The following is a 21,493-nucleotide window of genomic DNA, read 5'->3' on the forward strand; positions in this document are numbered from 1 at the left end:
TTTCACAAAAATTTCATATTTCAGGTTTTGGACGCGGCGGCCGCGACCTGCGGCGGACTCAGCTCAGCAGCACGATGCCGCCGGGCAGCGACGTGACCTGGGCGCCGTACACGTCGCGGATCAGCAGCGCGGCATCGGCCAGCTGGTCCAGCGAAAAGCGCGCCTGCACCAGGCTGCCCGCCAGGCGGTCGCCCACCAGCACGATGCGGCCGGGGCGATAGCGGTTGATCTCGTCGACCACCTGCGCCAGCGGCACGCCGTTGAACTCCAGCACCCCGCGGCGCCAGGCGGTGACCGCGTCCAGGTCCACCCGCCGCGGTCCGCTGGCGCCGGCCGCGCCCAGCACCACCTGCTGCGCGGCGGTCAGTTCCAGCGAGTCCTGCCGCGATGTGACGCGGGCGCTGCCCTCCAGGCAGGTCACGCGGACCTGGCCGTCGGTGTAGCGCACGTTGACGCAACCCGACGTGGCGTTGATCCGGCCGGCGCCCGCCGTCAGGCTGACGGGCTGGCCGGCCGTCGCCAGCTCGACCTCGCCGGCCAGCAGGTCGATCTGCTGCGCCTGGCCGCTGCGCGACAGGTTGATGCGGGTCTGCGTGTTCAACTGCACGCTGGCATCGCCCGCCAGCGCCACCCGGCGCTGCTCGCCGGTGCCGCTGCGCACGTCGGCGGTCAGTTCGTCGACGGCTGGCCACAGGCCCAGCGGCGGCTTGAACGCCAGCCACGCGCCGCAGGCCGCCACCGCGCCGCCCAGGAAGGCGCGCCGCGCCGGCCGCGCGCTGCGGCCGCGGCGCGCCTGTGCCGCCTGGACCTGGCGCGCGGCCGGCGCCAATTGCTGCCAGGCGCTGCGCGTTTCCTTGAAGATGCGGGCGTGCTCGGCGCTCTGTCCGCACCAGCGGCGAAAGGCCTCGCCATCGGCCACGCTGGCCTGGCCCGAAGCCAGGCGCACGACCCAGGCCTGGGCCTCGCGCTTGAGCGCGGCCGCGGGGTCGCCACCGGGGCGGGAGCGTCTGAACAGGGGTGTCATATAGCTAAGACGTTTCCCGGGCCTGGGGACCGTAGCGCTGGACATACTTTTTTTCCAATTTCTCGCAACAGTGCTCCAGCCCCGCGCGCAATTCCTTTTCCACGGTCCGCACCGAGATGCCGAAACGTTCGGCGATCTCGCGGTGCGGCACGTCGTCCACCCGCGCCGCGATCACGATCGCCTGGCGCCTGCGCGGCAGTTCGGCCAGCGCCGCTTCCAGCGCCTCGACCTGCTGGCGGCCCTCCGCCACCTGCGCCGGGCCGGCCGCCTCGTCAGCCATGTCGTACAGCTCCTCGATCTCGGCCATCGACAGGATGCGCGCATTGGCGCGGCGCTGGTCCTCGGCGATGTTCGAGGCGATCTTGAAGAGATAGGCGGCTGGATACTCCACCGGCGCGGTCTCGGCCAGGCTGTCGACCCGCAGCCACGCTTCCTGCATGGCGTCGTTGGCCAGGTCTTCCGACCCCAGCCGGATGCGCAGGCGCTTGCGGAATTCCTGGTACTTGGACAGGAACAGGTTGCGCAGGGCGTCGCCGGTCATGGCCATGCGCGTCAACCCGCCGCGCCGGCCAGGCGGCAATCGGCCCGCGGATCCGGGCGCGGCGCCAGCACGATGGTCACCGGCTGCGGCAGGTCGGCCGGCGGCGGCGTGTCCATGATCAATCCCGCCAGCACCCCGGCCAGCGCCTCGTCGCGGCGCGCGTCGCCGGTGCCCGCCAGCACGCGGGCCTGGCGCACCACGCCATTGCGCCCGATCCACAATTGCAGCGAGGCGCGGTAGCGGCCGAACTGCGCGCCGGTCCATTGGCACAGCGCGCGCGTCACGGTGTTCTGCAGCACGCCGGCGTAACGCGTCACGGCGCCCGCTGGCGCGCCGGCGGCCGGCGCGCGCGCCGCCGCGGGAGCCGCGGCCTCCACCAGCGTGAACGCCGACGCGCTGGTGTAGCGCGCCTGCAGGCCGGTGCCGGCCAGCAACTGGCGCAGCGCCTCGCGCGGCGCCAGGCGGCCGCGCACCGCGGCGCCTTGTCGGCCCGCCGTCACGCGGCTGGTGACCAGCACCGCCATGCCGGTGGCCTGGGTATACGCGGCCAGCGCCGCATCCAGCGGCTGCGCGGCGATGTCGAACGGGATCAACGCGGTTTCGGCGGCCCGCTGCTGGGCCAGCGCGGCCGGCGGCAGCATCGACAGGCCGAGCGCGAACCACCATGCGAACGCCCAAGCGGCCCCAGGCGCCTGCGTGACTGTCATAACACCCCGATGTCTCTAAGATGGCGTGGCGACTGCGTGCCGGCGACGGCCGGACGCAGGGCGGAAGCGGCATGGTAGCGGCCGCATGTGACGGTCGGGTGACGCCCGCGTGACGATCGAGGCCGCATCGCCCGGCAATCGTCATGTGCGCGTCACCCGCGCGCCGTCCGCCCTTACATCGCCAGCCGACTTTTCTCGATCGGGCTGAGCGCGCGCATCTCGCTGTCGTCCAGCGTCCCGGCCCCCAGGACCTGCACCGCGCTGGCGGCGTCGTAGCCGGTGGCCGGCCCCGGCGCCGCCGGCCGGGACGCGCCCGCCAGCGGCTCATCGCCGTGTCCCAGGATCTGCACGGTGATCACCGATGGCAGGTTCCGGCGTGCCTGGCTTTGGGCGCGCTGGACGGAATCCTGCGCGGCGTTGACCGCGGAACTGGCGGCGGCACTGGCCGACGCCAGCGCGCCTGTGTTGGCCGCAGCCGCCACCGGGACGCCCTGGCTGTCGCCCTGGGCCTGGATGTTGGCCGCGTTGACCACCTGCAAGGCGGCGATGTTGACGTTGCCCGAGACCCGGATGCCAGCCTCCCCCGCGTCAATGGTGCCAAGCGGGGCGTACAGGTCCACATCGCCTGCTGGCACCTCGGGCAGCGGCGCCAGCGTCGCGATGCCCGCGCCCGTGCTGGGCGCGGCGGGCGACAGCGTCACATTGCCGACGCTGTCGTAGACACGTTTGGGAGGTGTGTACAGCACACTGGTCTTGGAACCACGGCCCGCGTTGATGTCCCCCTGCGCGGACCAGGCGGTGATGCCGCCGCCGAACGTGGTCATGACGCGGCTCTGGCCCAACAGGATGCTGCCCAGCGCATACAGCTGGATATCGCCTTCGCCCTGTGTAATGATGCCGGCCGTGGCGGGCGGCGCCGCGCCTTCCACGCCGAACACCTGCTGTCCGCCCGGCGTCAGCAGCTGGATGTCGCCGCCGAAAGCGGTGCGGATACCGGCCGCGCCATACAGCGTGAGATCGCCCTGGTAGGCACCGGGCGCGGTATCCGGGAACAGCGCCGCGATGGCCTGGCGGCCGCGCAGGTAACTGGCGCTGCGCGGACCTGACTTGTCGTTGTATTCGCGGCCGCCTGCGCGCAGTTCGGCAAAATACACCTGGCGCGCAAAGATCCGCTGCTGCTCGGCGGGCAAGGCGTCGAAGTAGGCGCGCGCCTGCTCGCCGCTGCCCGCGAAACCGTAGCGCTGCGTCAACCACAGCAGCAGTTCCGCCTCATAGGTCTTGAAGGGCAGGCCCTGGTCTTCACGCGGCCGGCCGGCATCGGCCAGCCGCGCCGGATCCAGGTAGCGCGCCAGGAACCCGGCGTAGTCCGGCCCGGCCGCGCCCACCCCCGCCTGCACGGCGATCGACGCTCCCGGCCGCGGATCGCCCGGCAGCACCGGGCCGAGGCTGCCGATGGCGGCCCGGTCGGCCATCAGCACGTGGCGGCCCGCCGTGACCTCCAGCACGCCCGGCCCCGCCACCTGGAACGTGCTGTACAGGATGTCGCGGCCCGCCGCGACCCGCGAAACATCGAGCCCGTCCCGATGCAGGAACAGATTGCCGCTGGACACACCGTCGCCGATCCCGAAGGTATAGCCGTTGCTGGTGGGCACCGCGGTGGGCTTGCCGATGTCGGTGCCCGAGGCCACGATGTCCCGTCCCGCCATCATCCAGACCGGGCCGGCGGCCTCGAACCAGTTCAGGCCGGCCTGCGGCCCCTGCGCCACGCTGATCAGCTCGCCGCTGCGCAACCCGACGATGTCGCCGTCGCGCGCATATAGCCGCGTCACGGCGTTGGAGCCGGCGGCGCCCGCGGTCGGTGCGCCGAAATGGAACAGTGGGTAATGGATACCGCGCGTCGCGGCGCCACCGCCGGCCCCCTGGTTGCCCAGCAATACCGCATCGCTGGCCAGGGAGTCATAACCGGCGAAGGCGGGGTTGCGCACGCTCGCCATCACGGTCGGATCGGCGCCGGATCGATTGATGGCGTAGCCGCCAGCGTAGATCGAGTCGCCGGCCAGCAGTTCCAGTTGGCCGCGAGCGCCCGGCGCCAGGGTAAGCGAATACGGCACGCCATCGATTTCGCTGTTCAGGTAGCCCGCGGACGCGCCGGCGTAGACGCTGCCGTCGTAGGCGGTGGCGCGCAGTATCGACGGATACAGATAGCGCGCGTCCGAGGCCGACGTGTTGCGCCCCGTCTGCAGCGGTGAATTGCGGGCGCTGTGCGCGGTCTGGCGGCTGGGCGCGAGGTTGCCGCCAGCGCTGGCCAGTTCAATGGCGGTGCTGTCGGTCCACATCGAAAACCAGCTGTAGCCGCCGCCCGCCAGCGCGGTGCCGTCGGGCAGCCGGAACGGCGTGCTGTTGGGCACTGCGACACGGCCAGGGTCGCCAGCCCCGCCCAGCACCAGGTCGCCGCGCGTATCAACGCGCATGACCGCGTCGCCAGGCATCAGCACCAGCCCCCCCGTGGCGCTGGCCAGGGTGGACGTGTAGGGATCGTAGCCGCGGCTTTCCTTGGCGTCCTGCAGGGTCGCGTTGTTGCCATATTGCAGCGCCAGGCCGCCCACCGCGCCCGCCGAGAGGCGCACGCTGCCCCGCAGGTTGATCAGGGCGCCCTGCAGGTCCAGGGCCGGGTCGCCATAGAAGGGCTTGGCGCCCGTCGTCGTCGACACCAGTCCGCGCGCGTTCTGAGTCGGATTCAGCCGGCCGCCGATGCGCACGTCGATATCCCCGCCGCCGGTCAATGCGAGGGCGCCGTCGGCAGCGACGCGGCCGGTGCTGCCCACCGCAACGACCAGGCCCTGGCTGCGCGGGTCCGAAGCGGTGCCGCGCGCGTCGATATTGCCGGCGTCGCCGTCGGCGCGCACGCTGACGTTGCCGCCGCCCAGCGCGCCGAATCCGGTGAAACCGGCCAGCAAAGGCGTGCCATCCTTGAACGAGGCAGGGGCCTGCGTATAGCTGCCGAAGTTGATCCACCATGCCGTGGGTGTGTCACCGCCGTTGGCGCTGCCCGTGCCCTGGCGCCACAGCCAGTTGCCGACGCCGACGCTGGGATCGATCACGCGTCCCTCGAGGGACGCGGGCACGGTCCTGCCCCATACGTCGCCGCGCAGCGCGCCGCCGGCATACAGGTCGAGATTGCCGCCCGCCTCGGGATACCAGGCCTGGTAGGCGCCGTCCGCCACGAACGGCTCATAGGTCGAGGCGTAGGCATCCCCCAGCACCGTGCCGCCATAACGGCCGCGCGACAGCAGGTAGGCCGGCGCCACGTCGGCCGCTTGCGTGCCCGCCGTGTAGACGCCATAGGCCGACCGCAGGCTGATGTCTCCCCCCGCCGCCAGCGCCAGATCGCCCGTGCCCGTGCGCAGCACGCTGAAGTTCTGCGTATGGTTAACGATCGTCAGGGTGGTCTTGTTCGCGACGCATTGATCGGGAAATGTCTTGCACAGCGCCAGGTCGCCATCGGCCACCGGCTCGCCTCCGGGGAACCCCAGCCAGTTGTCCTCGGCCCACACCCAGGGCGGCGGCGGCACGCACAGGCCGGGCGTGACATCGCACAGCCACTGCATTTCGTCCGGCACCGGTTTGCCCGGTTCGGCGCCGTAATCCGGCGCGTCAGGCCCCCACACCAGCCGGGCGTTGCCCTGCTCCAGACTGACGTTGTAATGGCTGTCGGCCAGCGTCAGGTGGCCTGCGCCCGGCAGGACGCGGCGCGGATCGGCCGCCTCCAGGTCGGCGCCCGCCACCAGCTGGACCGACCACGACTGGCTGCCGGCGGGCAGCATCGGCGCCAACGCCCAATTGCGCCGCTGCGCCGCCGTGGCGTCCGGCCGCAATGGCACGTATTCGGTGCCGGCCGGAAGCACCAGCTTGGCCTGCGACGGGATCAGCGCGCCCAGCTTGAGCGTGATCGTGCCCGCCAGACGCAGCACGTTGGCCTCATTGCCCTGGGTGGTGTGCAGGTTCGGCAGGGCCACGTCCGCCGGCCAGGTGAACGCCTGCAAGGCCGTGCCCTGCGCCAGCAGCGTGCCCGCGCCCAAGCGCGTCCCCGCAGGCAGTTCCACGGCCTGCGCCAGCACGGTGCCGGCCCCGTACAGCAACTGTCCGGCCGCATCGCGCACGTCCCCGGACACCACCGTGCCCGGGGCCAGCGACAGGCTCTGGTCCAGCACCGCCTCCACCGGCAGGCGCGTCCCCGCCGCCAGCGTGGTCGCCTGCAAGGGCAAGGGGTAATTCAGGGTGCGCCCGCCCGGGAACTCGGTGCCTTCGGCCAGCTCCACTCCCCCGCGCGGCAGGACCACGTCACCGCCGAAGGGCTGCGTCCCCGGGGTCAGGATCCAGCCGTTCTCGTCGTCCGGCGACGCCGGCGGCGGGGCGAAACCGTCGTTGATGCTGCCATATACATCCAGGTTGCCCTTGGCCCGCAGCACCAGCGCGCCCGCCTCGCCGGAGCCATACGCGGCACCCAGCGGCGTGCGCGGATTCAGGCTGGCATAGCGATAGCCCGACAGGTCCAGGTCGCCTTGCACGACCAGGTCGCCGTCCGCACTGCGGCTGACGATCTCGACGCCGGGCCGCAGATGGAACACGTCGCGATAGACGGCATTGTTCAGGCCGGCGAGCTTGCCGCCGAGCAGGTTGCCGTTGGCCAGCGCGCGGCCCATGAAAGCCGCACTGTCGGCATGCTTTTCGTTCAGGTAATCCTGGTCGATGATCTGGTATTCGCGCCCGCCGCTGCGCTCGGCGGGATCACCGGGACGGGCATCGTCGTAGCGCTGCGTGGCGATCAGCGTGATTGCCTTGGCGCCCTCGATGGCCAGAGGTCCGCGCGCCTCGATGGCAATGTCGCCATATGTGGCGGCGGCATCCGGCGCGCCGCCCCCGTTGATGCCGGCGTTGCCGGCCGCATCGACGCGCGGCGCCAGCAATTCCAGCGTGCCGCGCGCGGCGCCATCGTGCTGCCCCGCCGCCGTGCCTTGGGTGGCCGCCGTGCCATGGCGCAAGTCGATGCGCGCGCCCCCGGCCAGGGTCAGCACGCCCTGGCCGGCATTGAGTTCGACGACGGCGCGGTTGGGCGCGTCGATGATCTTGCCGTAGCTGTCCACGCGCAGCAGCGTGCCGTGCGCATCGAGCACGGCGCCGGACGCCAGCGTCAGCCCTTCGCGCGCCGCCAGCCGGATGCGGCCGACCCGTTCGCCGCTGGCGTCGACACGGCCCGCCACGGTCAGGTGGCCGCCGTCCAGCGACAGATTGATATCGTTGGCGCGCAAGGCGTCGCCCACCGTCAGGTTGCCCTGCTTGATCTGGAAACTGCGCGCGCCGCTCACGCCGCCCTCGTTCAGGCGTTGATTCAGGGCGTCGAAATCGGCATCCAGCGAGCCCGCCGCGCCCAGGCGCTGCGCGCGAATGTCGATGCTGCCGGCCCGATACGGCACCAGCGTGCCTGCCGCGTCGTAGCGCCCCGACGCGCCGCCCAGTATGCGGCCGAGCAAGGCCACCTCGCCGCCGGTCGGGGACAGCGCCACCGCGCGCAGGGCGCCGGCGTCGTTCTCGCGCGCCGACAGGTCGATCAACGCTCCGCTTTCCTGGCGGATGGCGCCCAGGCCGCTTTCCAGGATCAGTTCGCCGCCCCAGCTGTAGCGCCATACGTCGTTGAAGGCGATGGCGCGGCCCGCCAGGTCCAGCGTGGAGCCCGCCCCCAACAACACACTGTCGCGCCCCGTCAGCGTCAGCTTGCCGCTGGGCAGCACAATGGCCCCGCCGATCCGCACGTTCGCCCCCGTCAGGCTCAGCTCCGCGCCCAGCGCCTGAACCGGCGCGACCGGCGCGCCCGCCGGCGCCACGACCCGCACGTCGCCACCCGCGATGAAACGGTTGACGGAGCCGGCGACACCGGTCAGCAGCGGCGTGTTCACCGTCAGGTCGCCACCGCTGTACGCGTAGCCACCGCTGCCATAGGCGCCTTGCGACTGGTACACCGCCAGGCTGCCGCGATGGTTCGCGGTGACGCGTTCGCTGGCATTGAGCACGACAGCGCCGAAGCCCAGTGCCAGGCGGGCGTTGTCGTCCACGCCGTTGGGCTGCGCCCCCTGGCCGTAGCCGAACTCGATGCGCTCGGCGTCAATGCGCAGGGTGCCCCGGCCGGTGCCGGCGCCGCCCGCCGCCACCGCGCCGGGCGCCTGCGTGGCCCCGTTCCAGACCAGATGCCCGGTGCGGATGGCGGCCTCGTCGCCGCTTTCACCGTAGCCGTACAGGGCCGGCGTGCCCAGCGCCAGTGTGGCCAGGCTGTAGCGGCCGCTGGCCGGGTCGCGCGTATCGAGCGCCACGGAGCCATAGAAATTGATGGCGTCGCGCGCGGTCAGCGTCAGCACTTCGAGCCCCGGCGCGCCGCTACTGACATCGCCACGCAGGAGCCGGGCGAGAATTTCCTGGTTCAAGGTCAGGCCGCTCGGCAGCACGCCACGCACCGCTGCCTGCTCCAGCGCGGTGGCCGTGCCGACATTGACTGCGCCGACCGCCAGCGTCAGGTTGCGGGTTCCGTAGCGCACCGCCTCGCCCAGGTCGAACACGCCATTGACCGCCGCGGCGATGGTGCCTTCGGAGTACAGCCCCGTTGCCGAGGGACACGGCACCGCCGCGCAGGTGCCGATGCGGATCGACCCGGCGGCCTGCGCGTCGGGCGCCAGCACATCCAGGCGCCCATTGGACAGCGCCAACAGCGCCACCGCGCCAGGCTGGAAGGCATAGCCCTGCGTCGAATCCACCGACGGCGCGCCGCGTCCCAGCGTCGACAGCCCCGCGCCGGCCTCGACTTCGATCTCGCGCGACGAGACCAGGATCTCGGGCGTGGCCAGCTGCGCACCGGACCGCAGGATCACCCGCTGCGCGCCGCCCTGGAAGGTGTAGAAGCGGCCGCCCTGTCCATACTCGACCACCGGCAGGGCGCCGATCACCAACCGGTTGGCACCCAGGGCCGCCAGCGCATCCGCCTGCACCGATGCGCCGCCAAAGCCGGCGCTCGGCGCCTGGCCGGCCGGCAGGATTTCCACCTGGCTGCTGCCGCCGTTGAGCGCCGCGGTGCCGGCGAAACCGCCCGCCGCCGCCCGGAAATCGGCAACGCCGTCAAAGCGCAGCGCCTGGCCGTCGGACGTCCCCGGGAATATCGTCAGCCGCAGCGTGCGCGCGTCGGCCGGCAACATCGCGCGCGGCACGCCCCGCCTGACCGCGTCGGCACGCACGAAGCTGGCGTAGCTGGTCTCGTTGTATTGCGAATAGGTTCGCAGCACGGCGGCCGGCGTCAGGATCACCTGGCTCGGCAAACTGTCGGCCAAGGCCGTGCCGGCAGTGGACAACGTGCCGCTGGCCGCCCATGACAGGTTGCGCAGCCGCATCGGCGCGATGGCCGGCCCCGCGGCCGCGGCGCCGTTGATCTCGACGCGGAAGGCGCCCGGCAACAGCGCGAAGGTGGAAGGCATCAAGGTATAGGTGCCGGCCGGCAAGCCGGGCACGCCCGCGCCCACCGTGATCTGGCGCCCCACGCCCGGCCTCGACGCGCCTGCCTCGCCGCCCGCGGGCGCATAGCCGGGTTGCGCGCCCGGCACGATGGCATAGACCGGATGGTCCGCCAGGACCGGCAGGAAAAAACCGCCGTCGGGCGTGTTGCGCACCAGCGGAAAGTAGCGCGCATCGGTCGAACCGCCGCGGCCCGACACGAAGCCAGCGCCGGCCAGTTCGCCGCCGCCCGACAGATCCAGCAACGCGCCCGGCGCCGCATCCACGTCGCGAAACGCCAGCGTGATGCCGGTGCGCAGATAGGCGCCCTGCTCGAAGCCCGTCGCCCCGCCCACGCCGACCAGCGCCACCTCCTCGCCCTGGAACCGGTATGACACCCCATCCGAGGTGCCGCCGTAAGGCATCACCAGGCCGGCGCCGCTGACGGACGTGACGCTGCCCGGCAGCAGGGTCAGGCGCCGTGTCCCCAACCGTTCGCTCAGGTCGCCCAGGACGATCGCGCCCAGCGGGGCCCGCAGCACGCCACCCTGCTCGACGCTGGCGGCGGCCAGGCGCAGCGTGCCGAACGCGGAATACGGCACGGGCGGCAATGCCGCGGCCGCGTCCACACGGCCGACGCGCAAGATCCGCGCCGGATCGAACACCAGTGCGCCGGATGCGAGGTCGCGGGTGTGGCCGGCCAGCACCTCCGCATCAGCTCCCGTGGCCGGATAGAGTTGCGCGGCGACCAGATCCAGGTCGCCGCGCGTCCACAGGCGCGTGCGCGGCTGATCATCGTTGGGGGCCAGGAAGCGCATGTCGCCGCCGCTGCGCAGCTCGACACGGTCAAAGCCTGGTCGCGTCACCACGAGCGGCGTGGCGCCGGCGACTTGGATCTGGCCCTGGGTGCCAAAGGACAGGCTGTTGCCGACCTCCAGCAAGCCGCCGGCACGCACGGTGAAGTTGCCCGCCCCCACCGTGGCCGCATCGCCGAACAGCACCCGGGGCCGCGTCAGGCCATTGGTGGCGAAGTATCTGCCCGGGCCCGACAGGCGCACATACGGGGCCGACAGCATCACCCGGCTGTCCGCCGCGTCGGCCCCCGTCGCCAGGGAAAACGCGCCGGCATAAAGCCGCAGACTGCCCGCGGCCGCCAGGTCGACCGCGCCGTCAAAGGACATCAGGCCGTTGGACAACAGGCCGATGTGATCGAAGCCCGCGCCGGCCAACACGCGCGCCAGGTCCAGCCGCGCCTGGCCATAACGCGGCTCGCGCGCGGCGGCGCCGCTCGTCAGCACTAATTCGCGCGGCACTTGCACCGCGGCCGTGGCCGTATCACCGCCCCATAGGCGGTACAACGGCGTTTCCAGCGCGATATCGAGCGTGCCGCCAGCGGCCCCGGGGCCTCCCGCGCGCGCCGCCAACTGGCCGTCCAGCTGCAGGCCCAGGTACGAACTGAGCGAAATCCGGCCGCCATCGCGGTCCAGCCGCAGCGGCCCGACGCCCTGCACGTCCAGATCCACGCTGGCGCCCGAGGCCTCCAGCCGCGCCCCGGGCCGCACGATCACATAGGCATCGGAGGAGGTCGCGGTGGCGCGCTCGTGGTCGATTTCCCCGCCGATGACGATGGCGCCGCCCTGATCCGCCACGCCGTACCTGCGCCCGCGCGCGTCCACGCCAGCCTCGGCGCGGCCGGCGACATCCAGCAGCGCCTGCTCTCCCACCAGAATGGACCGGTCGTGGACCCGTCCGCTGGCGGTTTCCACCGACTCGGCCACGTCGATATCGCCCAGCCGCAATTGCCGGATGTCGATCCTGCCGCCGGCGGCGCTCAATGCGCCCAGCACCGTGATCTGGCCCGCGCCCCGCAGCCGCAGGGTCTGGCCGGGGTCGACGGTGACGCGCGCGCCGCGGCCGATCGTCAGCGCCGCATCGACGTCGGCGCCGGCCGTCGCCAGGTTGCGGCCGCTCTGCAGTGACAGGCTGGCGCCGCGACGGCGCGTGATCGTTGCCGCCACCGGATCATGCTGATAGACCGGCGGCAGCCAGGCTTGCAGCGCCACGGCCGGCCGCGAGCCGGTCGGCACTTCGGCCGCATCGGCGCCGGGCCGGTAGACCGGCATCGCGACGTCGATGCGCGCGTCGTCGGCCACGGCCAGGCCTTCGCTGCCCGCGATCTGGTAGCGCGAAAAGCCGCGCTGGAACAGCGCCGCCTCCAGCACCAGCGCGCCGTCGCCCGCCGCGCCGGCATCGCCGAGCACCACCTTTGGCGCCGTTACCGCCAAGGTGCCGCCGCCCTCCACCCCATAGCCGCGCAAGTCGGCCGCCAGGCGCAAGCGGCCGCCTGCCGAACCGTCGGCCGCCAGCGTCTCCAGCGTGATGTCGCCGCCCCTGCCGCCGGTCAGCTTGCCCGGCGCGCGCAATGCGGCGCCCGAGCCCACGTCGATCGTGCTGCCCGCATCCAGCAGCAGATCGCCGCGTCCTCGCACCGACACGCTGCCGCCATCCAGATAAGCCAGGGCGCCGGCCTGCGCCGGCGCCAGATTGCGCCACAGCCCCGACGCGTCCAGGCGGGCGTTCGCGCCCAGCGCCACGCGCTCGTCCGCGCCGTTGCCGCCCGCCAGGGTGTCGAGCATGCCGGTCGGCGTGGCCTGCGTCATGACGCTGCCCAGGCGCAGCGCGCCCCCGCGCGCGCTCAACGTGGCGTCCACCGACACCCGCTCGGCAAACAGCGTGATCTCGCCGCCGGGCGCCACCGCCAGGTCGGCGCGCGCGTCAATGTCGGCGGCGGCGATCCTGACGGCGCCCAGGCCCGACGCGCTCAACCGTGCGCTGTCGAGCAAGAGGTTGGCGCCGCGGTCCGCGGGCAGGGCGGTGTCCAGTTCTAGGCCGCCGGCGATGGCTGCCACCCACCCGTCCAGCACGACGCGCGCGGCGGTGTTCTGATTGCGTTCCAATGTGTACCGCAACGCCCCGGTGCGCTTGTCGTAATAGGGCGTGTAGGCGCCCACCACCAATTGCGCGCCGCGCGCCGCGGCGCGTTGCGATTGCTGGTAGCCATCCAGGTCAGAGCGCGCGGCGACGCTCTGGCGCTCGCCCAGGAAGGTGGCGCCGAGCAGTTCGCCCTCCAGCACCGCGCCGCTGGTGCCCACCAGCAGCCTGCCCGCATCGCGGCCCACGGTATAGCCGGTCTCGAATCGCTCGCGCGGGGCGAGCAGCGGGTTGTAGAAATACCGCGTCTGGCCCCAGCGCGCGCTGCGCGCCTCGTACCCCAGGTACAGGCCGGCATAGGCCAGGTCGCCCGGCGCGCGCGACACCTCATACAAGCGGCCGTCCGCGCCTCGCAACCAGCTCTGGCGGATCATGCCGTCCTGCACGTCCAGGGTGCCGCCGGACAGATTGATGGACGAACCGGCGCGCGTCACCACGTCGCCGCCACTGAACTCGACATTGCCGCCTTGCGCCATCCATTCGCCGACCGCGTGCGGCCGCGTGCCGAGATAGCCGCTCACTTCCAGTAGCCCCCCCGCCGTGTACCAGCGATCGGTGGCATAGCCGTTGGTTCCCGCCGGCACCCACACCAGCTCGCGCAGATCCACCCACACATCGCTGCTGTTGAGCTTGCCGCTGTCGCGATTGAGCGGGGCGTCGCGCTGCTCGTTGCCCTGCACGTTGATTTTGATGTTGTTGTTTTCCATGGCGACGGGCACGCCCACCGCGCCGGCCACGTCCAGCACCGCGCCGTCGCGCAGCAGGCTGCGCCGGGCGGCGTGGACCACGATCTGCCCGCCCGTGGCCAGCGTCATGGAATCCGCCGCGAAATCGACCGTGCCGCCGCTGCGGATTTCCACGCGGGACAGGTCGCGCCGGTCGCTGCCTGCCGCGGCCATGGGCGCATCGGTCTGCGCGCCCAGGGGCACGCGCAGGCCATCGCGCTGGCTGTCCAGCGCCAGGTCGCCGCCCCGATCCAGCAGGATCGCCGTGGCGCTGCCTGCGGCCAGCGTGATCCGGCCATCCGCGCCCGCCGCGGCCAAGTGCAGGGTGCCGCGGGCGTTCACCGAAGTGCTCGACAACAGCACACCGCGTTGCGCCACCTCGGCGCCGGTCAATGTCACGTCGCCCAGGGCGGCCTGGATCAGGCCGGTGTTTTCGACACGGCCCGTCGCGCCCGCGGGCGTCACCTCGTTGCCCCGGGTGGTGGACAACTGATTGCCCGCCGTCCCCTGCCCGCGCTTGATGACGAAGCTGTCGCCGGCCGCCAGTTGTGCCTGGCCCCCCGGGGTATCGATCGTGCCGGCGTTGACGGCCTCCTTGCCCAGCAGCAGCACATAACCGCCGCCCGTGGTCGAGGAGGCCGGCGTCGAGGTCTGGAGGCGCGCGCCCGCCTGCACCTCGATGCGGCCGGCGGCGTCGCGGAAAGTCGGCTGGCCATTGTCGCCATACAGGCCATTGCCGCGGAACTGCGCGTCGCTCATGGTGGCGGCGGCCACCACCAGGTTGCGCGCGTTGACCTGGCTGGTGCCGCTGAAGATCACGCCGTTCTGGTTCACCACCAGCACCGTGCCGTCGGCCTGGATCGCGCCCTGGATCTGGCTGGGCCGCGCTGACGCGCCCACCACCCGGTTCAGTACCGCGTCGTCGGCCTTCTGCTGGAACCGCAGCGTGGTGTTGCGGCCCACGTTGAACGTGTCCCAATTCAGGATGGCGCGCGACTGCGTTTGCTCGATGGTCACCAGCTGGCGCCCGCCCTCGGTGCCGGTGCGCGGCTTGTTGGCGCCCTCCCATTTGGCCTGCGCGCCCTCGGCGATCCACAGCCCGCCCGGCGCCAGTCCGTCCGGCACGGCGGTGCCGTTTGCCGCCGCGGCCGCGCGCGCCGCCGCCTGCGCCGCCTGCTGCGCGGCCACCGCCGCGGCGGTGCGATTCAGATTGTCCAGCGAGCGCTGCAACTGCTGGCGCGACTGCGCCTGCTGGCGGGCGCTGTTGCCGATGCCGGCCAGGCTGCCGTCGGGCATGCGGCCGGTGCGCTGCGCGGTCGACTGCACCGCGCCCTTGTCCGCGAACCAGGCCGGGCTGAAGGCGCGCGCCTGCGCCTGCGCCGCGCCGCTCCAGCCGCCCGCCACCAGCAGCACCGCCAACGCCTGCGACACCTGTGTCGGACGCCAGCGCGGACGCCCGCGCCCCGCCTTACGCGCCCTCAATGCCCTACCGCCGCGTTGCGCCAACCGTGTCTGCATGATCGTCCTTCCTCATTCCTATCGGGGTGTCGCCACCTGGAACAAGACAGACGGATGGAAAAATGCCGACCGGAACCCTGTCATAAATAATTCATGCAGCTTCCCGGCCCGACATTGGTGGCAGCTCAGGACAGCAACACCACGCCTCCGGGCAATCGAGTCACCTCGGCGCCGTAGGCGTCACGAATCAACTGCTCGGCGTCCGCCACCTGCGCCAGCGCGAAGCGGGCCTGCACCCGGCGCCGGCCCAGCCGGCTGTTGAGCAGCACCAGGCGGCCGCGACGATAGCGGTTCAGTTCCTCCACCACGTCCGCCAGCGGCACCCGATCGAACACCAGCCAGCCGCGGCGCCAGGCCGTTACGGCCTCGGTATCCGCCGCCACCGGCGGCATCACCCGCTGGCCGTCGTAGCGCAGCTCCTGCCCGGCGGCCACGTCATACGCCCCCCGCGCGTGCGCCAGCCGCAAACTGCCGGACAGGCAGCACAAGCTGGCTTCGCCGTCGAGATAGCGCAGGTTGAACCGCGCCTCGCGCGCGGTGATGCGGCCGGCGCCGGCCACCACCTGTGTCGCCGGCGCCGCCGCTTCGCCACGCGCATTCAGCGGCCGGCCAACGCGGACTTCGGCCTCGCCCGCCTCCAGTTCGATCACCGCGCCGGCGTCGGGCGCCGAGCGCACGTTGATGCGCGTCTGAGTATTGAGCTCCAGTTCCAGCGCCTCGCCCAGCGCCACCCGCCGCTGCTCGCCGGTGGCGGTGCGGTAATCGGCGCCGAATTCTCCCAGGCCGGGCCACAGTCCCAGCGGAGGACGCCAGGCCAGATACGCGACCGACGCCGCCACCGCGCCCCCCAGGAAGGCGCGCCGGCCCGACGGCGACGGACGACGCGGCGCGGCCCATGCCTTCGCCTCTTCGCGCACCGCCGGTCCCAGCGCCTGCCACAGGCGCTTCTGTTCGGCGAACGCGGCCTCGTGGCGCGCGTCCTGGCGCAGCCAGGCGCGGAATGCCTGCGCATCGGCCTCGGTTGCGGCGCCCGAAGTCAGCATCAACAACCATTCGCGCGCATCGCGGTCATGCACCGACGCCTCGCCCTTGCGCCTTCCTGGCAGCCCCGTCAGCGTCATGTTTCGTCTTCCTCGCCGGCGCGTCGCGCTGGCTCCTCCTGCGCTTGCAGCACCTTGCCGCAATGGACCAATGCGCGCTTGAGCTCCTTGGATACGATGCGTTCCGACACGCCATAGCGCCTGGCGATCTCCGCATGCGGCACGTCGTGCACCCGGGCTGCCAACAGCATCTGCTGGGTGCGCTCGGGCAACTGGCGCAAGGCGCGACGGAACGCGTCGATCTGGCTGCGGCCTTGCGCGATGCGTGCCGGATCGGCGGCTTCGTCCGTGCCGCCGATCAGCTCGCTGATCTCCACCCCCGTCAATAGACGTGAATCACGGCGGCGCTGGTCCTCGGCGATGTTCAGCGCCACCCGGAACAGATAGGCCGCCGGCTGCTGGATCGACGAACTCGCCGGCAGGTCGTTCACTTTCAGGAAGGCTTCCTGCATCGCGTCATGGGCCAGGTCATCGGACCCCAGTCGGCGCCTGAGCTGGCTGCGGAAATCGTTGTAGCGCTCCAGGAACAGCGCGCGCAGCGAGCCCGGCGACCTGTCATCCCGCATGGCCCGCCCCTCGCGGCGCGGCGCAGTCGTCAGCGCCACCGGCCCGCAGCAATATCGTCACCGGCTGCCGCATGCCGGCGGGCAATGGCCCGGCCGTCACCCCGCGCAGCGCGGTCTCCAGCCGGCGATTCAATGGCGCCGATCCCGTGTCCGATACCCAATCCACCCTGTCAACGCGCCAGGCCTTGTCGAACCAGAGCTTGACGAGGGCGCGATAGCGGCCCGGCTCGGCCCCCGAGCCCCTGCACAGCGCCTGTTTGAGCGCGCCTTGCAGCGCAGCCGCGTAGGGCGTGTCTCGCAACCGCGCCGCGCTGGCCGCGCGCACCGCCGGCGCCGTGTGCGGCGCGGCCACCAGCGTGAACGAATGCGTGCTGGCATAGCGGATCGCCAACGGCGCCCCCGCCAGCAGCCTGCGCAGGGCATCCCCGGGGGTATAGGTGCCTATCACCGCGGGCGCGTGTCGGCCGGCGGTCAAGGCGGTGTCGACCAGCACCGTGCGGCCGCTGGCCAGGCTGTACTCCGCCAGCGCCTGGTCCAGCGGCTGCGCGGCAATGGCGAATGCCATCTCGCGCGGCGGCGCCCCGGCGCTGCCCGCGCCGGCCAGCGCCCACATCCCCAACGCCAGGCAGGCGCGTCCCATCCAGCCCCCGCCCGGCGGACAGGCAAAGGTCATGGACGCCAACATGGAGGAAAAATGCCAGGCATTGCCGTTGTCGCGAGTGCCGGCGCACCCGCCTCGAAGGAAAGGCGCCATGCTAGGACGCGTGAATGACGCAATCGTGACACGCCACATGCACGCGGCGCCGGCCCGCCACGCAATCGTCACCTGCGCGCGATCATCTGTCCCTATACTGATGGCACGGTGGCCACTGGCCGCCGGGCCTTTTCCAAGGAGCCCGCATGCGCATCCCTTGCCCCTTTCCGCACCGCGCCGGTCTGCTGTTGCTGGCCGCGCTGGCGCTCGCGCCCCTGACGGCGGGCGCCCAGACCGCGCCCGCCGCGCAGGCCACGCCGGTGCCGCCGCCCGCGTCGACGGCCGGGCCCGCGCCCGGCGGCGCCTGCATCGAGACCGAGGTCAACGGCTACCGCGCCCTGTCGTATGGCTGCCTGAACCAGAAGATGGCGCCCGACGCGGCGCCCAGGCCGCCGCCCGAGCTGGGCTCCGAAGCCATCACGCAACGGCCGCCCAACCAGATGGGCCTTCCCACGCCCGCCACCATCGGCAACCGCATGGGCAACACCTTCGGCACCTCGGCCTATCCGCAGCGGCCGACGCCGTAGGGCGTCTGCAGCGCCGCGCGTTCAGGCCGTGCGGCTGATGAAATAGATTTTCTTGACGAAGGTATCGACTTCCCAGCGGCCGGTATAGCCCTCCGGCATCACGAAGGCCTCGCCCACGGTCAGTTCGTGCACGGTGCCATCCGGGTCGACCAGGCGCGCCGCGCCTTCGACGATGTAGCCGAATTCGATATAGCCGGTGGTGTTGGACTGGAAACTGCCGGCCGTGCTCTCCCACACGCCGGCCTCGGCGCGGCCGCCGTTGCCTTCGAACGCGGTCACGGTGCGGAACGCCGCGTCGCCCGAGAGGGGACGCTTGGGCTTGCCGGGCACCGGATTCTTCATGGGGCCGGCGTCGATGCGGACCAGCCGCGATTGATCATGCTTCACTGCGCTTTCCTTGGAGTTCAATGCGCCGCCACCACGAGCACCTCGGCCGCGCCGCGGCTGACCGTGCGCATGCGATGCGGCAGTTCGGAATCGAAATAGAGCGAATCGCCGGCGTCCAGGCGGAACTCGCGTTCGCCGACCTGGACCTCGATGGCGCCCTTGAGCACCAGCAGGAATTCCTCGCCGGGGTGCGGAAACACCGCGGCCGCGTCGGGAAACTCGCGCGGCGGGTGCACGATGAAGGGTTCCATGGCCTTGACCTTGCGGCGCCCGGCGAGCGATTCGTAATGGTATTCAGTGCCCAGGTCGCGCCGCTGCAGCGCTTCGCGATCGGCCACCCGCACCAGGCTGACGACCTCGTCCTGCGCCGCGCCATCGCCGCCCACCAATTGCGACACGCCCACGCCATACGCTTCGGCCAGCCGCAGCACGGTGGAGATCGAGGGCTCGCTCAGGCCCCGCTCCAGCTTGGACAGATAGCTCTTGGTCAGGCCCGTGCGCTCGCCCAGCTGTTCCAGGGACAGGGATTGTTGGCGGCGCAGCGCGCGCAGGCGGTGAGGCAGGTCGATCATGGGCGGGAAAATGGCGGAAACGACCGGTAAGCATGCCCGAAACCCGTCCGGCCGTCGAGTCGGCCTCCCCTGCCCATCCGGGGCGCCATGACCGGCCCGCGCCCCGGGGCGGACCGCGCTACGCGCCCAGCACGTCCGGGTGCTGGCGCAACGCCCGCCGCGCGTAGTACGAAAAACCCACCTGCGAGCGCTTGGGCGTCAGGATCCAGTCGTGCGCCTCGCGCCCCAGCGCCGGCGGAATCGGCTGGATCGTGCCGGCCGCCATCGCCAGCAGCTGCATGCGCGCGGCGCGCTCGAACTGCAGCGCCAGCACGCAGGCCTCTTCCACCGTGCCCGCGGCCACCAGCATGCCGTGGTGCGACAGCAGGATGGCGCGCTTGTCGCCCAGCGCCGCCGAGATGATCTCGCCTTCCTCGTTGCCCACCGGCACGCCCGGCCAGTCCTTCAGGAACGCCACGTCGCCATACAGCGGGCAGTTGTCCATGTGCGAGACCTCCAGCGGCACCTCCAGCATCGACAGCGAGGCCGCGTGCAGCGGGTGCGTATGGATGATGCAGTTGACATCCGGCCGCGCCCGGTAGATCCAGGAATGGAAACGGTTGGCCGGGTTGGGCATGCCGCCGCCTTCCTGCACCCGCAGGTCCTCGTCCACCAGCAGCAGGTTGCCGGCCGTGATCTCGTCGAACCCCAGGCCCAGCCGCTGCGTGTAGTAGCGGTTGGGTTCCGGCGCGCGCGCCGTGATCTGGCCGGCCAGGCCCGAATCGTGCCCGCCGTCGAACAGGATGCGGCAGGTCAGCGCCAGGCGCTCGCGCAGCGTCCAGTCGGGCGTGTCGAACTGGCGCTGCATCTCGGCCTTGGCCCGCGCGATCAGTTCATCCTTGCCCAAATGCATCGTATCGGCCATCTTTGACTCCTTGCTATGCCGTTTCCAACAACGGCGTAAAACCCGGCAGCGCGCGCATGCGCGCCAGCCAGGCGTTGATGTGGGGAAAGGCGGACAGGTCGTAGCCGCCCTGCTCCGCCATGCTGGTGTAGGGATACAGCGCGATGTCGGCAATGGTCGGCACCTCGCCCACCAGGAAGTCGCGCCCGGTAAGATGCGCCTCCATCCACGCAGCCGCGCGCATGCCGGCGCGGCGCCACTCCACCATCGCCGGGTCATCCACCCGCGCCGTGCCGCGCAGGTGGATCAACAGCCGCGGCTGCGCGAAGGCATGCATGTGCTGGGTCTGCTCGAAGCTCAGCCAGCTGGCCACCTGCGCCTGCGCCAGCCGCCCCTCGGGCAGCCACGGCGTGCCCCGGCCCAGATACCACAGGATCGCCTGCGACTCCGCCAGCCACACGCCTTCGGGCGTGCGCAGCGCGGGCACCTGGCGCCACGGATTGATGCGGCCGAAGGCCTCGGTCTCCAGGTCGCCCTGCACGATATCGAAGGTGCGGCGCGTGAGCGCCAACCCCATGTAGCCGCAGGCCAGCCGGATCTTCCAGGCCCGAACGCAGCGTATCGGCCAGTTCCAGCGGCTGTCCCGCCAAGGGATGCGTGGTCATCGTCAATCCATCCTGATATCGGCGCGCTTGACGATCTCGGCCCATTTTTTCTTTTCGGCCGCGATGAAGCGCTGGTATTCGTCCGGCGCGCCGGTGTACAGCTGCGTGCCCTGCGCCGCCAGCCTCGCCTTCAATTCAGGCGAGGCCAGCGTCTGGCGCAGCGCCGCGTTGAGTTTTTCCAGCACCGCCGGCGGCGTGCCGGCCGGCGCGAAGAACGCATTCCAGGAACTGATCTGCAAGCCCGCGTCGCCAGCCTCGCCCGCGGCCGGCAGCTGCGGCGCCGACGGCAGGCGCTGGTCCGCCGCCACCGCCAGCGCGCGCAGCTTGCCCGACGCCACGTGCGGCATGATCACCGGACTGGCGTCCATCACCACGTCCACCTGGCCGCCGATGGCTGCGTTGACCGCCTCGCTGCCGCTCTTGAACGGCACGTGCACGATGTCCACGCCCGCCGTCAGCTTCAGCAGTTCCAGCCCCAGGTGCGGCGAACTGGCCGTGCCCGCCGAACCGAAATTCAGCTTGGCCGGGTGCGCCTTGGCGTACGTCACGAAGTCGGCAAAGCTCGCCGCCGGCAGGTCGCCGCGCACCGCCAGCAGATAGGGCGAGCCAGATACCAGTCCTACCGGCGCGAACTTGTCGGCGTCGTAGCTGAGCTTGGCGTAGATCAGCGGATTCACCACCTGCGTGCCCACCGTGCCCATGAAGATCGTATACCCGTCGGCCGGCGCCGTCGCCGCCACCTGCGCGGCGATCACGCCGCCCGCGCCTGGCCGGTTCTCCACCACCACGCTCTGGCCGAGCGCATCGCCCATGCCCTTGCCCACCTGGCGCGCCACGATATCGGTGATGCCGCCGGCGCCGAACGGCACCACCAGCCGGATCGGATGATCCGGAAACGCGGCCTGCGCGCCGCTACCCGCCCCTGCGGCCACCGCCAGCGCGGCGGCCATGATCATGCGCTTCATAGGATTCCCCTTGCGTCCGCCGCTGGATCGCGGCTATG

At 71.7% G+C, this 21,493-nt stretch carries 13 protein-coding genes; 1 reads left to right on the forward strand and 12 read right to left on the reverse strand.

What is annotated here, in order from left to right; all coding sequences use genetic code 11:
* Nucleotides 1-58: 58 nt before the first annotated feature.
* The 7 genes from AC6CR5_RS10680 to AC6CR5_RS10710 all read right to left on the reverse strand — a co-directional run bounded on the left by AC6CR5_RS10680 (nucleotide 59) and on the right by AC6CR5_RS10710 (nucleotide 17,387).
* On the reverse strand, nucleotides 59-1,024 hold the full coding sequence (locus tag AC6CR5_RS10680) for a FecR family protein (protein ID WP_107315758.1): 966 nt from the start codon (nucleotides 1,022-1,024) through the stop codon (nucleotides 59-61).
* 4 nt (nucleotides 1,025-1,028) lie between these two features.
* Entirely contained in the window at nucleotides 1,029-1,565 is a 537-nt protein-coding gene (locus tag AC6CR5_RS10685; protein ID WP_223203209.1) for an RNA polymerase sigma factor, read from the reverse strand.
* An 11-nt stretch (nucleotides 1,566-1,576) separates the two neighbouring features.
* Nucleotides 1,577-2,272, reverse strand: coding sequence for an STN domain-containing protein (locus AC6CR5_RS10690; RefSeq protein ID WP_054447339.1), 696 nt, complete (start codon nucleotides 2,270-2,272; stop codon nucleotides 1,577-1,579).
* A 173-nt stretch (nucleotides 2,273-2,445) separates the two neighbouring features.
* Nucleotides 2,446-15,036, reverse strand: a complete 12,591-nt coding sequence (locus AC6CR5_RS10695) for a putative filamentous hemagglutinin family protein (RefSeq protein WP_498085609.1) — start codon at nucleotides 15,034-15,036, stop codon at nucleotides 2,446-2,448.
* 125 nt (nucleotides 15,037-15,161) lie between these two features.
* Entirely contained in the window at nucleotides 15,162-16,157 is a 996-nt protein-coding gene (locus AC6CR5_RS10700) for a FecR family protein (protein ID WP_020928615.1), read from the reverse strand.
* Nucleotides 16,154-16,702, reverse strand: a complete 549-nt coding sequence (locus tag AC6CR5_RS10705; RefSeq protein WP_020928616.1) for an RNA polymerase sigma factor — start codon at nucleotides 16,700-16,702, stop codon at nucleotides 16,154-16,156. The genes AC6CR5_RS10700 and AC6CR5_RS10705 overlap by 4 nt, the downstream gene beginning before the upstream one ends.
* A complete protein-coding gene (locus AC6CR5_RS10710) occupies nucleotides 16,692-17,387 on the reverse strand; it encodes an STN domain-containing protein (RefSeq protein ID WP_020928617.1) in 696 nt (231 codons plus the stop codon). The genes AC6CR5_RS10705 and AC6CR5_RS10710 overlap by 11 nt, the downstream gene beginning before the upstream one ends.
* A gap of 215 nt (nucleotides 17,388-17,602) precedes the next feature.
* On the opposite strand from AC6CR5_RS10710, the gene AC6CR5_RS10715 reads away from it, so the two are divergent.
* Entirely contained in the window at nucleotides 17,603-17,983 is a 381-nt protein-coding gene (locus AC6CR5_RS10715) for a hypothetical protein (RefSeq protein ID WP_020928618.1), read from the forward strand.
* A 21-nt stretch (nucleotides 17,984-18,004) separates the two neighbouring features.
* On the opposite strand, the gene AC6CR5_RS10720 is transcribed toward AC6CR5_RS10715, so the two are convergent.
* The 5 genes from AC6CR5_RS10720 to AC6CR5_RS10740 all read right to left on the reverse strand — a co-directional run bounded on the left by AC6CR5_RS10720 (nucleotide 18,005) and on the right by AC6CR5_RS10740 (nucleotide 21,455).
* Entirely contained in the window at nucleotides 18,005-18,370 is a 366-nt protein-coding gene (locus AC6CR5_RS10720; RefSeq protein WP_006384946.1) for a cupin domain-containing protein, read from the reverse strand.
* 17 nt (nucleotides 18,371-18,387) lie between these two features.
* Nucleotides 18,388-18,942, reverse strand: coding sequence for a helix-turn-helix domain-containing protein (locus AC6CR5_RS10725; protein WP_020928619.1), 555 nt, complete (start codon nucleotides 18,940-18,942; stop codon nucleotides 18,388-18,390).
* 118 nt (nucleotides 18,943-19,060) lie between these two features.
* Nucleotides 19,061-19,846: an aldolase gene (locus AC6CR5_RS10730; protein ID WP_006384944.1), complete on the reverse strand. Its 786-nt coding sequence runs from the start codon at nucleotides 19,844-19,846 to the stop codon at nucleotides 19,061-19,063.
* 13 nt (nucleotides 19,847-19,859) lie between these two features.
* Nucleotides 19,860-20,402, reverse strand: coding sequence for a glutathione S-transferase family protein (locus AC6CR5_RS10735; protein ID WP_498085610.1), 543 nt, complete (start codon nucleotides 20,400-20,402; stop codon nucleotides 19,860-19,862).
* A gap of 90 nt (nucleotides 20,403-20,492) precedes the next feature.
* Nucleotides 20,493-21,455: a Bug family tripartite tricarboxylate transporter substrate binding protein gene (locus tag AC6CR5_RS10740; RefSeq protein WP_498085611.1), complete on the reverse strand. Its 963-nt coding sequence runs from the start codon at nucleotides 21,453-21,455 to the stop codon at nucleotides 20,493-20,495.
* Nucleotides 21,456-21,493 lie beyond the last annotated feature (38 nt).

The sequence above is a fragment of the Achromobacter sp. EG18 genome (genome assembly GCF_059759395.1).

Bases quoted from the DNA above. Each gene is read 5' to 3' on its own strand.
- AC6CR5_RS10680 (WP_107315758.1), bottom strand. From the start codon at position 1,024: ATGACACCCCTGTTCAGACGCTCCCGCCCCGGTGGCGACCCCGCGGCC.
- AC6CR5_RS10685 (WP_223203209.1), bottom strand. From the start codon at position 1,565: ATGACCGGCGACGCCCTGCGCAACCTGTTCCTGTCCAAGTACCAGGAA.
- AC6CR5_RS10690 (WP_054447339.1), bottom strand. From the start codon at position 2,272: ATGACAGTCACGCAGGCGCCTGGGGCCGCTTGGGCGTTCGCATGGTGG.
- AC6CR5_RS10695 (WP_498085609.1), bottom strand. From the start codon at position 15,036: ATGCAGACACGGTTGGCGCAACGCGGCGGTAGGGCATTGAGGGCGCGT.
- AC6CR5_RS10700 (WP_020928615.1), bottom strand. From the start codon at position 16,157: ATGACGCTGACGGGGCTGCCAGGAAGGCGCAAGGGCGAGGCGTCGGTG.
- AC6CR5_RS10705 (WP_020928616.1), bottom strand. From the start codon at position 16,702: ATGCGGGATGACAGGTCGCCGGGCTCGCTGCGCGCGCTGTTCCTGGAG.
- AC6CR5_RS10710 (WP_020928617.1), bottom strand. From the start codon at position 17,387: ATGTTGGCGTCCATGACCTTTGCCTGTCCGCCGGGCGGGGGCTGGATG.
- AC6CR5_RS10715 (WP_020928618.1), top strand. From the start codon at position 17,603: ATGCGCATCCCTTGCCCCTTTCCGCACCGCGCCGGTCTGCTGTTGCTG.
- AC6CR5_RS10725 (WP_020928619.1), bottom strand. From the start codon at position 18,942: ATGATCGACCTGCCTCACCGCCTGCGCGCGCTGCGCCGCCAACAATCC.
- AC6CR5_RS10730 (WP_006384944.1), bottom strand. From the start codon at position 19,846: ATGGCCGATACGATGCATTTGGGCAAGGATGAACTGATCGCGCGGGCC.
- AC6CR5_RS10735 (WP_498085610.1), bottom strand. From the start codon at position 20,402: ATGGGGTTGGCGCTCACGCGCCGCACCTTCGATATCGTGCAGGGCGAC.
- AC6CR5_RS10740 (WP_498085611.1), bottom strand. From the start codon at position 21,455: ATGAAGCGCATGATCATGGCCGCCGCGCTGGCGGTGGCCGCAGGGGCG.